Origin of the sequence: Streptomyces huasconensis (assembly GCF_021028635.1) — a bacterium.
GTDB classification, from domain to species: Bacteria; Actinomycetota; Actinomycetes; order Streptomycetales; family Streptomycetaceae; genus Streptomyces; species Streptomyces huasconensis.
Genome location: NZ_CP086119.1, coordinates 2,456,343 through 2,469,534, shown reverse-complemented (window position 1 = coordinate 2,469,534; position 13,192 = coordinate 2,456,343). Strand labels below are relative to the sequence as shown.

General features: G+C 66.7%; 14 protein-coding genes. 12 read left to right on the top strand and 2 right to left on the bottom strand.

Translation table 11 applies throughout. The features are described from left to right. The first annotated feature begins 6 nt into the window (after positions 1–6). A complete protein-coding gene (locus tag J2N69_RS11100) occupies positions 7–1,860 on the top strand; it encodes a DNA polymerase (RefSeq protein ID WP_230900582.1) in 1,854 nt (617 codons plus the stop codon). 499 nt (positions 1,861–2,359) lie between these two features. Next, entirely contained in the window at positions 2,360–3,169 is an 810-nt protein-coding gene (locus J2N69_RS11095) for a sigma-70 family RNA polymerase sigma factor (RefSeq protein WP_230900581.1), read from the top strand. Positions 3,170–4,295: 1,126 nt separating this feature from the next. Here J2N69_RS11095 and J2N69_RS11090 read toward each other — a convergent pair. Further along, entirely contained in the window at positions 4,296–5,651 is a 1,356-nt protein-coding gene (locus tag J2N69_RS11090; protein WP_230900580.1) for a tetratricopeptide repeat protein, read from the bottom strand. Positions 5,652–6,510: 859 nt separating this feature from the next. Between J2N69_RS11090 and J2N69_RS11085 the strand changes: the two genes are divergently transcribed. From J2N69_RS11085 to J2N69_RS11075, 3 genes are all read left to right on the top strand, one after another. Further along, a complete protein-coding gene (locus J2N69_RS11085) occupies positions 6,511–7,029 on the top strand; it encodes an NUDIX domain-containing protein (protein WP_330166808.1) in 519 nt (172 codons plus the stop codon). 311 nt (positions 7,030–7,340) lie between these two features. After that, positions 7,341–7,784 carry a glycine-rich domain-containing protein gene (locus J2N69_RS11080; protein WP_230900578.1) on the top strand — a complete coding sequence of 148 codons (444 nt, stop codon included), beginning with the start codon at positions 7,341–7,343 and terminating at the stop codon, positions 7,782–7,784. 88 nt (positions 7,785–7,872) lie between these two features. Further along, the gene (locus J2N69_RS11075) at positions 7,873–8,730 is read left to right on the top strand and encodes a protein kinase family protein (RefSeq protein ID WP_408056704.1); all 858 of its coding nucleotides are present in this window, start codon (positions 7,873–7,875) and stop codon (positions 8,728–8,730) included. 59 nt (positions 8,731–8,789) lie between these two features. Here J2N69_RS11075 and J2N69_RS11070 read toward each other — a convergent pair whose 3' ends face one another. Further along, positions 8,790–9,017 carry a GntR family transcriptional regulator gene (locus J2N69_RS11070; protein ID WP_330166854.1) on the bottom strand — a complete coding sequence of 76 codons (228 nt, stop codon included), beginning with the start codon at positions 9,015–9,017 and terminating at the stop codon, positions 8,790–8,792. 226 nt (positions 9,018–9,243) lie between these two features. On the opposite strand from J2N69_RS11070, the gene J2N69_RS11065 reads away from it, so the two are divergent. From J2N69_RS11065 to J2N69_RS11035, 7 genes are all read left to right on the top strand, one after another. Beyond that, positions 9,244–9,555: a hypothetical protein gene (locus tag J2N69_RS11065; protein ID WP_230900576.1), complete on the top strand. Its 312-nt coding sequence runs from the start codon at positions 9,244–9,246 to the stop codon at positions 9,553–9,555. Next, complete coding sequence (locus tag J2N69_RS11060) at positions 9,552–9,764, top strand: hypothetical protein (RefSeq protein WP_230900575.1); 213 nt, start codon at positions 9,552–9,554, stop codon at positions 9,762–9,764. Before J2N69_RS11065 ends, J2N69_RS11060 begins: the two co-directional genes overlap by 4 nt. 124 nt (positions 9,765–9,888) lie before the next feature. Beyond that, the gene (locus tag J2N69_RS11055) at positions 9,889–10,332 is read left to right on the top strand and encodes a DUF732 domain-containing protein (RefSeq protein ID WP_230900574.1); all 444 of its coding nucleotides are present in this window, start codon (positions 9,889–9,891) and stop codon (positions 10,330–10,332) included. Between the two features lie 85 nt (positions 10,333–10,417). Beyond that, positions 10,418–11,143 (top strand): MmyB family transcriptional regulator, encoded by a 726-nt coding sequence (locus J2N69_RS11050; protein WP_230900573.1) that lies wholly within the window; start codon positions 10,418–10,420, stop codon positions 11,141–11,143. 59 nt (positions 11,144–11,202) lie between these two features. Continuing rightward, positions 11,203–12,336, top strand: coding sequence for a tRNA dihydrouridine synthase DusB (dusB, locus tag J2N69_RS11045; RefSeq protein WP_127911956.1), 1,134 nt, complete (start codon positions 11,203–11,205; stop codon positions 12,334–12,336). Positions 12,337–12,412: 76 nt separating this feature from the next. Further along, entirely contained in the window at positions 12,413–12,790 is a 378-nt protein-coding gene (locus J2N69_RS11040; RefSeq protein ID WP_230900572.1) for a hypothetical protein, read from the top strand. An 11-nt stretch (positions 12,791–12,801) separates the two neighbouring features. Then, complete coding sequence (locus J2N69_RS11035; protein WP_230900571.1) at positions 12,802–12,963, top strand: hypothetical protein; 162 nt, start codon at positions 12,802–12,804, stop codon at positions 12,961–12,963. Positions 12,964–13,192 lie beyond the last annotated feature (229 nt).

The window sequence follows — 13,192 nt, the reverse complement described above, 5'->3', positions numbered from 1 at the left end:
GGAAGCATGATCGAGCTACGGCACGAGATAGCCGGCGAGACCGTCACCGTGCACGTTCCCGAGACCACCGAGGATCTAGCCGAGTTCTGGAAGTGGCTTTACCGGGCGCGCGAGCGGGGCCCCATCGCCGTTGACACCGAGACCACGGGTTTGGAGATATTCAGCCCCTCGTTTCGTTTGCGCACGGTGCAATTCGGTGACGAGCGCGACGCGTGGGTGATCCTGTACGAGCGGGGCGGATATCACGAGTCGTACGCCCGTGACGCTCTCTTGCGCTGCCGGGAAATTCTGATTCACAACGCGTCGTATGACTGGCTCGTCCTCGGGCAGTGCGCCGGAATTCCCATGGAAGACCTGACGCCGTGGACGACAGATACCCGCATCCTCGCGGCCCTTATCGACCCGCGGCAGCCCTCCGAGGGTGGGGCAGGAACGGCGCTCAAGCCTCTATCGGCAAAGTGGGTGGACCCGGCGGCCCCGGACACGCAAGGGGGGCTTACAAAGGTTTTCAACTCGCTCGGGTTCACCAAAGAAACCGGGTGGGCGGGAATCCCGCTGACGCACCCAACCTATTTGCTCTATGCCGGTCTCGACGTGATCCTGACGGCTCGGCTCGCCCCCGTGCTGCGGCGGGAACTTGCGCGGCTCGGCGTGCGGGATCAGCTCGTCACGTACGAACACGAGCTAGCGAGGCTCTGCGCGACGATGCAGCGCACGGGGCTGCTGGTGGACCAGGACTATGCGGTCCCGCTCGCGCGCCGGCTCGCCGAGGAGGCCGAGAAGTACGGCGCCGTTGCAGCCCGGTACGGGGTTGCGTCGGTCGGCAGCCCCGGACAGGTGGCGGAAGCGCTGCAAGGCATGGGCGAGACGCTGACCGAGCGCACCGACGCGGGCGCGCTCAAGGTGGACAAAGCCGTGTTGCTGCCCCTCGCGGACCTTGACCGGGACTGGCAGCGCATCGGGGCCCGCGAGCCAAACCCCCTTGCCTACGCGGTACTTCGGGCCAAGCGCGCGAACAAGTGGGGCACGTCGTACGCCGAGCGGTTCATGACCAAGCTGTCCGCCGCGGGACGGCTGCACGCGGTGATAGCGCCCCTCGCGGCGCGGACAGGCCGTATGTCGGTGACGGACGGGCTGCACCAGCTCCCGAGTTCGGACCACGTGATCCGGCGCGCGATCCTCGCCGAGCCCGGACACGTCATGATCTCCACCGACTTTCAGGCAATTGAAATGCGGGTCCTCGCGGCCCTCGCCAACGTCCGCCGCATGAAAGAGGGATTCCTAAGCGGTGGCGAGAAGTTCGATATCCACGCCTATACCGCACGCCTCATCAAGGGCGACCAGGCCACCGCGAAAGACCGGAAGGTATTCAAGGGGGCCGGTTTTGGAAAGGTGTACGGCGGTGGAATCAAGACGATTTCGAGGCAGACCGGTGCCACGGAATCCGAGATTGCGCAAGCCGTCGCCGCTTACGACAGGGCTTTCCCTGAGATCAAGCGCGCGTCCTCGCGCTGGCAGCGTCAGGCTTTCCAAAACGGCATGGTCTTTGTCTCGTCCACGGGCCGCAGGCTCCCACTGGACCGGGACCGGAGTTATGCCGTGGTCAATTACGCTTGCCAAAGCGTCGCGCGGGACGTTCTCGGCCAAGCCATGCTGAATGTCGAAAGCGCCGGTCTGCTCGAATACTGCCGCTTGCCAATTCATGACGAGCTGTTGGCGTCGGCTCCCGCGAAGGAGGCCGAGGAGATCGCCCGGGAGTTTGAGCGGTGCATGACGTGGCCGCTCTACGGGGTGCCCATCGAGGCAGCAGCAGAGATCGGCGGACGATCTTGGGGCAGCCTGTACGGCGCTGATTTCTAGCTACACACTGTTGCGGCTACCAGCGGGCGTCTTGCACTGACAGTAACCAAAAACTGCCCAAGTATGACTGCTGAACCGCCCCTGCGGTTGCGCACCCTCAGATCACGGACAGGTCACCGGCACCGACCGTTTCTCATCCCCACGCAGTGCACGCTTCCTTCCCAGTTCCTACCTGAGAAGGAAGCGGAGCCGTCGAATTTACCGGGCGTGACCGCTAGATCTCGACTCGGGTGGCGAAGTCCGAGGTTTGCCCTAGCCCATCCCTAAAAGTCCGTAGTAACACCTTTGCCGCTGCCTTGCATTCTGGCGAAAGCTTGAATGCAGCAGCGATAAGGCAATGCGCAAGCCCCGTCCTGCACCACCCGGGACGGGGCTTTTTCATGCCCTCACCCATGCGCATTGGATAAGCGACAAGGCCCTCTTATGGGCCCTTCTTCGCCGTTCCGGGAAACCCTCGGTCCCTACAGGGGCCAACAAATCCCACCCGGAACGGTGCCCCTTGACTCAGCTTACGCATGCCCAAATTGCCGACGCCAAGAGCAATGACCTTGACGCGGTGTCGTCGGTAATTCGGGAAACCGAAGAACTCGTGAATGCTCGCGCCCGCAGGTTGGCCACCACCAGTGGACACACAGACACGGACTTGGTGGAAGACCTCGCGCAGGTGGGGCGGATAGCAGTATGGGAAGCAATCGGCGAGTTTGCTGGGGACGACCCCGCACAATTCATGGCGCACATGGACCGGAGCCTTACCCGGGCCATGGCTGACGCGCGACGCGAGGCGACCCGCCCCGGGGTCAGCGTCTATACCGCAAAGCGGTTTGAGCAAGCACTGTGCATGGCAGCCGGCGACCCGTACGACGCCGAGAAGATCGCAGCGTCAGAAGAAATGGGCGCGGAAAAGCTCAGCCCTGAACTTGCCTACGCGGCTCGGCTGTCGTGGCTCGGCATCGACTCCTTGGACCGGCCGTTCAACGGGGCGAGGCACGGTGAAAGCTTCACCCTCGGGGACGTGATCGCGCAGGAGATGGGCGTACCCGCGGACCTGGTGGACTCGGCCGACATTGCCAGCCACCGCCGCCGCGTGATTCGAGAGCAAGTCCACCGCGCACTGGGGCTGTTGAGCGACCGGCAGCGCCACGTACTCAAGGGTGACCACGGCATTGCACCGGTCGGGTTCTACGGTGACGAGCCGGACGCAGTGCTGGCAGATGACATGGGCGTGACCCCGAACCAGGTCAAGCAGGCTCGGGTGAAGGGGAAGAATCGTTTCTCCGAGCTGTACCGGGCTGGTGCACGCGCATGGTGACTCTGCCGACCAGGGACGGCGGAACCGTGACTGTGACCCGCTGCGGCGAACTGGTGGACATTCACGTCTGCGACGCCGCGGGACGGACTGTCGCCACCGTGACGCGTCGACCCGGCGAGGCCGCGCTACTTCTCTCGGGGAACCGTCCAGCGTCCGAGCGCCCGCTGTCCCGGTAGCACTGTGTGGGCTGACGAGCGTAGCCAGGCGTGCGCCACCTGCGTCACGTAAAGTAACGGCCCTCCGCCTTGGCGGGGGGCCCTTTCGTGCGCCATCAACACTTTGTTGCAGTCCTACAAAGTTAAAAGATCTTGCCCGACTTCTGCAACTAAATCGGTGGTCATCGCGTCCTGTCACCTCGCAGACGCGGGGCGAGCGGCCTCCGGAACGTCGGCTGTAGCGCGCATGAATATGCCCTTCCGTATATCGAACTCGTGTACTACCGTCATCGCATGGTTACGCACTGCGAGGAGTTCCGAGTACAGACGACCGTGATCGTGCCCATGCGTGGCGGGGTCAACGGGGGCAAGAGTGAGGGCGAGTGGGGCACGTGCCCCGAGCTGCCCGCAGTGCTCGGGGAGACGCGCATCAGGTCATGCGAGGACCTGTCCGTCACCCTGGATGCGCAAGGGGGAACGGTCGCGCGACTGCTGCGCGCCATGGCGGAACACAGGTGGTTCCGGGTGCTGGCGCGGGACCGGCAGACGGAAGGGCTCGCCGGCTCGGTCGAGTGGGTTCGTAGCCCTGAAACGGGCTTATGGGTGCAGTGGGACGAGCCATGGACGGCGTGCGCCTACGGATGCCACCGACCCGCCGCAACCATGCTGCTAGCCGCATGAGCGCCCGTACGTTCGTCCTCGGCCGGGATGACAGGGGCGACGCGTTCGCCGAAGTGCAGCGGCTCGCTGCGGTGCTGGTCCGGCACGGGGGCACGGCTCGGTACGGCGTCAGCGTGCACAAGGTTCCCGGACGCCGCGGGGCATGGGGTGTCTATCTGACCGACCGCACGCCCGAGCTTGGGCCGCCACCGCTGCTCGTTATCAGGGCGCTTCGCGAGTTTGGGCTAGCTGCCTGACAGCAGAAAGCCCCGTCACGTCATGGCTGGTGTGGCGGGGCTTGCTGATATCTCTTAAGCCTTCAGCCGCGCGACTTCAGTAATTCGCGGGGAAAGGGCTCGCACAGCATTGGTGCGGGCGTGGGGCTTCAGGCGGAGCCGCATGGTCTCGAAGTGCTCATCCCCGCGGGCAGATGAAATTTGCTCGTAGTCGTCTAGGAATCTTCTCCACGACTCGCATGCTGCATCGACATGCCCGTATTGCAGTTGACGTTGGGCAAGTACGGCGTTGAAGTGCACCCGGCCTTGACGTTCATGCTTAGGCTGCACCCTCAGCGCCTGTTGAAGCGCACTGATCGAGCCGGGAAGGTCCTTCCCTTCGTAGAGCACATGGGAGACGTGGAACGCGTAGGCCGAATGGTCGTAACCCCCGATGGACTCGCGGCGGTTGTCGGCTTTCATCAGTGCTACTTCAGTATCCGCCAGCAAGCGCCTTGCGCGTCTGTGGTCGCCAACCATCGACGCGGCGTGAGCCTGCTGTCCGGTCAGAAAGGCGCTAAGCCTTGGGCCGCCCTTTGGTGCAGCCTCCGCTGCCGAGTCCGCAAGCTGCAAGGCCCGTGGGCCGTATCCGAGGTTGGATGCCTGAAGGCTCATGCCCCGCAGTGTCCGGCAGTAGGTCACGTGATCATCTGCGTACCCGGCGAGTTCCAGCGCCCTTGTGTAGTACTCCTGGGCGGTGCGGTGGTCCCGCTCGTACATGGCCATCCAGCCGGTTAGGTAGGTCAGGTCAGAGGCTGCGGCGTACATATCTTTCCTGACACCTGCGGAAGCCTCGGCGCGGAGCCACGGGGCCACCGTGTGGACCAGAAAGGCAGCGGCCATGGGGCGGGCGTGAGCCCCCCCTAGCTCGTCCAGGATGTCCGCGATCTTTTCTGTCATCCGGCGTACCGACTCGACTTGCCCCGCCCCAATTCGAACCGTGGCCTTACCCGGAGCTACTGGTGCAGCTTCAGCGGCTCGCGCCACGTCGGCGAACAGTGGCACGGTTAGTGCTGCTGAGAACAGACCGCCCGCGGCGATGACACCGCGGCGAGTGGGGTCCATATCGGCCCTCCCTAGGTCGACTAGTTCTTCCACAGTGTCGACGCCCGGCGGGGCCTGGTCAGACGGTGCGACCGGAAGCCCTGCTTCAGCGTGCGTCACGGTGCGGTGCAGCTTTCGAGAGAACGCCTCAAGGATCACGCGCCTGACCGGGGCCTTTGGGATCGTCCCGCTAACCCAGTGGGAAACAGCGGACTGGTCATAGTGGAGAGCCAATCCGGCTTCCGCTCCCAGTCGATTGACGATGATCGCGAACTGAGACCGGCTCCATCTGGCCTGATCAAGCAGCCGCGCCAGATCCAAGTTCGGCGTACGCGTGCGTGGCGCCATGCCCTCAACTCCCGGCAGACAGTTCGGCGTTCATGGCTTTCATACTTCGGCCCCGCTTCCACGGTACCGCTCAGCGTGGCCAAGCGGTTGCGTAGAGGCAGGAGAGATCAACAGAGATCGGAGCCGAGCCGTGAACGTGGACGGACACCAGCGCACAACGGCAACCCGCCGCGAGTATCACGGCGAAGTGGTCGGCACTGGTCCCGTGGGGTTTGGGAGCTACACCCGCATCGTGTTGGACACGCTCCGGACGCCGTATCTCGGGATCATGATGCGGTGGATGGGCAACCAGGCCCACCGCATCGCGGACCAGCTCGACCCGGAGCCCGATGCGCCGTGGCTCGGTGGTGGGCGGGGTGCTGAGTCCGGCGTCCTGGTGGCGCTCGACCTTCCCCAAGGTGCCCCCGACGCGCCCACCGAGTTGCGTGCCTGGTGCGCCGATGCAGAGAGACGGCAAGCCGCACACGACCAACTCCGTGACGGCTGGCCGGTGACGCTCGCTGCGGCCGACCACACCGGGACGTACTGCCTATGGGTCGCCCCCGTGGACGTCCCCGCGGACGAACCCCCGATACGTCCGTCTCAGGAACCCCCACCCCGAACGCAGAGCCGCCCCAAGCCCCGTCCGCTGGAGTGGTGGCGGAACCATCGCGAACGTGCGAGTGCGGGGCACAGCTCGTGAGACGTGTTCGGACAGTGCTCCTGGTAGCAGCCGCATTCGTCACGTGCGCCGTGGTCGGACGCATGCTCATTTCGCCACCCATACCGCTGATCTCCCCGCTTCCGGACGGGCCGGCGAGCAAGACCGACCCCCACCCAGTGGCGGAGATCCACACGCCTAGCAGAGAGACGAGCCCCAATGGCACACGCTGACATTGACCCCGCTAAACCGCCCCGCCGCCGCATCGGGGCCGTGGTCCTGCTCCGCAATCGGCACCTTGACGTACTCATGGTCAAACCCCGGTACAAGCACGCGGACGACGTTCGGGGGTGGCAGCTTCCCGGCGGTGGCGTCCACCAGGGCGAAACAATCGCTGCCGCTGCGGTCCGCGAACTGTTTGAGGAGACCGGAGTAAGGCGCCACATCACGCACGCGCTCATGATCGACCAAGTACCGGCGAGCGAGGACGGAACAAGCGCCGAGGGGTACAACATCGTCGTTGACGGAGGAACCCTCGACCACGACCAGGCCGCCGCGGTGGCCTTGCCCGACAGCGCAGCCGATGAGCTGTCCGCCGTGCGATGGGTGCCGATGGGCGAACTCGACACGCTCACTTTCCCGTACCAAGCCGCGCGGGTGCGAGCAGCCACGAGAGCGCACGACTACGGGCAGAGGCTTCCCCTGAATCAGCTCGGCGAGGCAGCCGACGCGGGGTGAATCGCCGCAAGACTTCCGCTCTCTGTCGCATGAACCCCTCCTCCCCACCGGGGGCAGTCGTGGCACAGAGCGGAGCACCACCCCCGTGCGCCTCACATGTCGCGCGGGTCGGCTTGCCCTACAGCCCGTAAAGGGTGGGTGAGTCAGCAGCGGATCCCAGTACCAAACCCCGTGTGCTGGGAGCAGTTCCGCTGTCTCGTAGGAACCCGTCCCTGCCCCTCTACTCCAAACCGGCTCCCCCGTTCGGCAAGGGGAAGCGGCAGGGACGGGCGTTCGTGCAGTGCACCACTCCAATCCGGAGGGAACACGCCATGACCGCAGTAGCGAACGAACTCAAGACGGGTCGCGCGCTCGTCGACGCCGAGCTGTTCGGCAGCATCGCGCACTTCGTGCACCTTCAGTTCAAGCACCCGCAGAACCGGGCCGAAGCCATCACCGATCAGGCGTTGGCGTTCGTGGCAACCGCCGCAACGGCGAGCGTCGGCATGATGCCGAGCGATGACGTGGACGACGGCTTGCATGCCTTCATCCTGCACACGGAGGCATACGCCGACTTCTGCCAGAAGTTCGCGGGGCGTTTCCTGCACCACAACCCCGAGCCCGGAGCGGGCTGCCGCACGGTTGAGCAAGTCACCGCATCCGTGCAGGCCATCAAGACCGCCGGCTTCCTGGTCCTGGACGACCTGTGGACTGTGAACGGCGAGAACACCGCGCAGTGCGACGCAGACTGTGGCCGCCCGTACGGCCAGCAGTGATCAACCCCCCGGAGTAGCGTCCGGGCACCCGTTGCAGAGCTGATCCGGAGGTTTCGCGGATCAGCTCTGCTCCATTGAAAGGACACCCGTGTCAGCCCCCGAACCCCCCAACATTCCGGCGCCGGTCCTCGCCATCGTGAACGCCACGGAATCGCGGGTCGTGCTTGATCGGCGCGGCTCCACCGTGTGGCATGTGCGGACCGAGGATGCCGAGTACGCCGTGAAGCTCGGATACCCCATCGCAGCGACGGACCAGTGGGAAGCGGTCGGATGGACGGCTCTTGCCCCTGCCCGCGAGGGGGCCGTGTTGCAACAACTCGGCGTGGCCGCAGCCCTGTACGGGGTGTGGGACCAGGGCACGTGGAACGTGCAGCCCTGGTACAGGGGCACCGATCTGCAAGCCCTGTGGCAGCCGTACCGTACTCGGGACTCCCTGAGTCGTCCCCCGATCCGTGACGCGCTGTCGTGCGCCCGCACACTCGCCGAACTGCACGACAAGGGGTATGCGCACGGCGACATCCAACCGGCGCACTTCATCATCGGCGACGGGCCCCACGGGGCGGCCCTCATCGACTTGGCCTTGACCCATGGCGCGGAGATCCCTGCACGGTTCGACTTCCCTTACCGGGGCTGTCTCGTCCACTACGAAGCCCCAGAGATCTCCCGCAGCGTGCTGGAGTTCGGGGAAGCCACACCGACGCAGGAAGCGGACGTGTACGGGCTCGGTGCAACGCTGTTCATGTCGGCGACCGGATGGCGCCACGTGGAGTACCCCGACGACGCGCCCCGAGCCGAACAGCGGCGAGCAGTAGCCGACCGGACACACCGCCCCGTGAACGTTGCGGGGCCGCTCGGGTGGCTCATCAACGACATGTTGCGTTCCGAGCCTCGCGACCGTCCGAGCATGCACGAGGTGTGCAAGACGTTGGAGACAGAGGCGCAGTAACAGCGCCGACGCTCGTGGTCCCGCTCGTCCCGTGCGTTCCTTAGCTGCGGACGGGCGGGCTACTCGTCGCCCTGGCGCTCGTTCTCGTCGCCTCGCTCGGCAACGAACGACCCACGCCCCCACTCAGTCCGGATCAGCCCACGCTCGCGAAGCACCCGCACCGCTCGGCGAGCCGTCTCGCGCGCCACCCCGAACCGCTCACACAACTCGGCCTCGCTCGGAAGCGGGCTGCCTGGTGCGTACTTCCCCGACGCGATATCAGCCGCGAGGGCATCCCGTACACGCATGTAGGGGGCTCGCGGGGCGCTCGGATCGCTCGGGCTGTCTGGCATGGGGAGAGCGTAGACAACCGGGCAATCCGGAGCGACTTAGACGGGTAGACCACCTAGACAGGTAGACGAGTTAGACGAGTTGGCTTAGCGTGATGCTCCGAACACAAAAAAACGCCCCGACGAACCGCGTAGGACCGGTTCGCCGAGGCTCCGCCGCACAGCTTGTGGGAGCTGAAACGACATGCGTGACCCTATCGTCCGCGCCCTTTCCTGGGTGCTCTCCGTCCTCATCCCTCGCCGGCCCGGACGCCACAGCGCGGAATACCTTGCCGCGAATCAGCCCGAGACTGCCGCGTCCCCCTGGTCCCGCCCGTGGACCACTCCGTCTTCTGAGGAAGTACGCGCCATCTTCAAGGACGAGCGCACACGAGAGCTGCCCGCCGTGAAGCGGGAACGGGTGTGGGCGGTTGAGTTCGCCGCACTCGGCGTGGACTACGACTTTCCAACCATGACGCTCGGCAGTCTCGTGAAGCGAGAGCGGGTGGCCGCGTGACCCGCGAGGGAGCCACCAGCGAGCCCACGCCCGTCCGCGGAATCTGCGGGTGCTGGACTCTCGCCCCCATCATCGTGGGCCACGTCCAGAGCGCCAGTGGTGGAGCCGGATACACCCACTTCGTGTGCCCGGATCACGTCTACAACTATCCGCAGCGCAATCAATGGGATGAGCTGCCCGCGTACCGCTGGAACCCCTCACGACGCTGACCGCTCTGTGCCAGCCCCGTCCGACCACCCGTCGGGCGGGGCTTTCCCATGTCCGGAGTGTGCGCCCACCATGGGCGGCCCGTGATAGGGATTAGCGATCTTGCGTGTGATCCGGGGAGGGGTCTTGAAAGCGAAAACGCGTAATTGGCTGGTGGGGGGCGCGGTGGTGCTCGTCTTCGGTGGGGTGCTGAGTCTGTTTGAGGACGACAAGAGCAACAACGCGAACCCCGACCCCAAGCCGACCGCTACGGAGTCAGCCAAGGCAGACAAGGCGCCCGACGAGAAGCCGTCCAAGCCCGCGGCAAGCAGCGGCATCCCCTCACCGGACCCCGCACAGACCGCGCGGTTGATTCGCGCGCTGCGGACCATAGAGCCGGGGCTAGTGGTCAAGGAGACTCGCGCCGTAGACCGCGCGCGAAACGTCTGCTCGGACCTGAAGAGCGGCAAGGATGCCGCGACCGTCCAGAAGAACGCCAAGCTTCGTTTTGAGGGCGGCACCGTGCCGAGCCTCGCCGACGACCAGGCCGCGAACATCGTGACCGCCGTTAAGTCCTCGTTCTGCGCGTAACTGACCACGTCACAAGCCCCGTTCGGTGCTTCCGGGCGAAGCTTGCGTCGTCTAGGGTGACTGTTGTAGCTGCGTATCCCAACGGGTGTGCACTTCGCTGGAGCAGGCAAGGCCCATCAAGGTCTCGGCGCAGGTCCTCGACGCGATCGCCCGCGCCCTGCTCATGGACCGGAGCGAACGCGCCCACCTCTTCGCCCTCGGCGGCGCCGTCGACCCGCACCCCGAGGCGGAGTGCACGGCGCTGTCCGCGCAGGTCAAACGCCTCATGCACCGCGTCGCGCCCTACCCGGCGACCGTGCAGAACGGCCGCTACGACGTCCTCGCGCACAACCGCTCCTGGACCCACGTCTTCGGCGACTTCGGCGCGATGGAGCCCCGCGACCGCAACTGCCTGTGGCTCCTGGCCACCGACGAGAGGTGGCGGGAGACCTTCCTCGACCGGGACGAGATGCTGCGGGACCTGACCGCGAAGTTCCGCGCGGCCATGGCCGAGCACGGCGCGGAGCCCGCCTGGCGGGAGCTGCGGGACCGGCTGCTCGGGGTGTCCGCCGAGTTCCGCGCACTGTGGGAGCGGCACGAGGTGGCGACGATGTCCCCGCACGTCAAGCGCTACCAGCACCCCGATGTGGGGCTGCTGCGCCTGGAGCACCGGATGCTGTGGATGGCGCCGCTGGCGCACGCGCACCGCCTCATCGCGTACGTCCCCGCCGACGACGAGACGGAAGAGCGCCTGGAACGGCTGGCGGAGCTGTCCGAGGAGCAGGCGGAGCCGTCCGGAGAGCCGGTGGAGCCGTGCGAGGAGCAGGCGTGAGGGCAGTCCGGGGAGTGAGGGACAATAGAGGGTCCCGTCGTCCGTCCCGGAGAGCCCCGATGCCGTCCCAGCCCCTCACGATCGGCCCGCACACCGTACAGCCGCCCGTCGTGCTCGCCCCCATGGCGGGCATCACGAACGCGCCGTTCCGGACGCTGTGCCGGGAGTTCTCCGGCGGCAAGGGCCTCTTCGTCAGCGAGATGATCACCACGCGCGCCCTGGTGGAGCGCAACGACAAGACGATGCAGCTGATCCACTTCGACGCGACGGAGAAGCCGCGCTCGATCCAGCTGTACGGCGTCGACCCGGCGACCGTCGGCAAGGCCGTCCGCATGATCGCGGAAGAGGACCTGGCCGACCACATCGACCTGAACTTCGGCTGCCCCGTCCCCAAGGTGACGCGCAAGGGCGGCGGCTCCGCGCTCCCGTACAAGCGGCCCCTGCTGCGCGCGATCCTTCGCGAGGCGGTCAGCGGCGCGGGCGACCTTCCCGTGACGATGAAGATGCGCAAGGGCATCGACGACGACCACATCACCTTCCTGGACGCGGGCCGCATCGCGGTCGAGGAGGGCGTGACGGCGATCGCCCTGCACGGCCGCACCGCCGCCCAGCACTACGGCGGCACGGCGGACTGGGACGCCATCGCCCGCCTGAAGGAGCACGTGCCGGAGATCCCGGTGCTCGGCAACGGCGACATCTGGTCGGCGGCCGACGCCATCCGCATGATGGACGAGACCGGCTGCGACGGCGTCGTCGTGGGCCGCGGCTGCCTCGGCCGCCCCTGGCTCTTCGGCGACCTGGTGGCGGCCTTCGAGGGCACGGGCGCCCCGCAGGCGCCGACCCTGCGCGAGGTCTCCCGGGTCATGCTCCGCCACGCGACGCTGCTCGGCGAGTGGATCGGCGACGAGTCGCGCGGCGTCATCGACTTCCGCAAGCACGTGGCCTGGTACCTGAAGGGCTTCGCGGTCGGCTCCGAGATGCGCAAGCGCCTCGCGATCACCTCGTCGCTGGCCGAACTGGAGGACGGCCTCGGCGAGCTGGACCTCGACCAGCCGTGGCCGGTGGGCGCGGACGGCCCCCGCGGGCGTACGTCGGGCAACAACCGCGTGGTCCTGCCGGACGGCTGGCTGAAGGACCCCTACGACTGCGCGGGCGTCGGCGAGGACGCGGAACTGGACACCTCGGGCGGCTGATCCCCGCCGCGGCCCACCCTGCGAGCACACGTAGTTCACGTACGTACGTACGCACGTAGGCAAGGGGGATGAAGCGATGACGTTGCGCTCCGATGTGGCCGAGCTGCTGGCGGAGGCCGGCATCGGCGACGTGGATGTCGACGAGGCCGTCGCGGACGAGCACGCCCGGACGGCCGCGTACCTGCGCGTCGTCTCCGCGGCCGCTTCGTCACCGAGCCGCGACCGGGACCGGGACCGCGCGATGGTGGCCACGATCCGGCGCGACCCGCACGAGATGGGGGCCAAGGTGGCGGTGGTCGCCCTCGTGGACGAGATCGCGAGGAAGCGACCGGCCCTGCCGAGTTCCGGCGGTGGTCGGACGAACTGCTGCCGGAGATCGCCCGGTTCCGGGTGGAGGGGCACCGCGCGTTCATCCGCCGCCGCATCGACGACTGGCTGTTCTACCTGTCCGTGAGGGACGGTCACGTGCCGACCCCGGCCGAGCTGGCGGAGGTCACGGCCTGGATGCAGCGTTTCCTGGCCGAGGCGTCGACGTCGCCCGCGGTACTCGCCCTGCTCGCCGAGTCGGCCACCACCAGGAAGACCCGGAAGCTCGCGGAGAACCGGGCGGGAAGTCGCCTCCGCTGACGATGCCGGAGGGGCGGCACCCCCCGGCCCAGGAGTGTGTGGCTGACTTTCTTACAGCAACGGTGATGCCCGTGGGGCCGTCGTGGCATCAGGCGCCGGTGAGGCGTGCGAAGGCAGCGGGTTTGGCGTTGGTGTTCTGGATCAGATGATGGAACCACTCAGAGGCCGGTGGGCGCCATACTGTTGCCCGCCTCTTCCCTGGGCCTCAACCGTACGGTGCAGCACTACG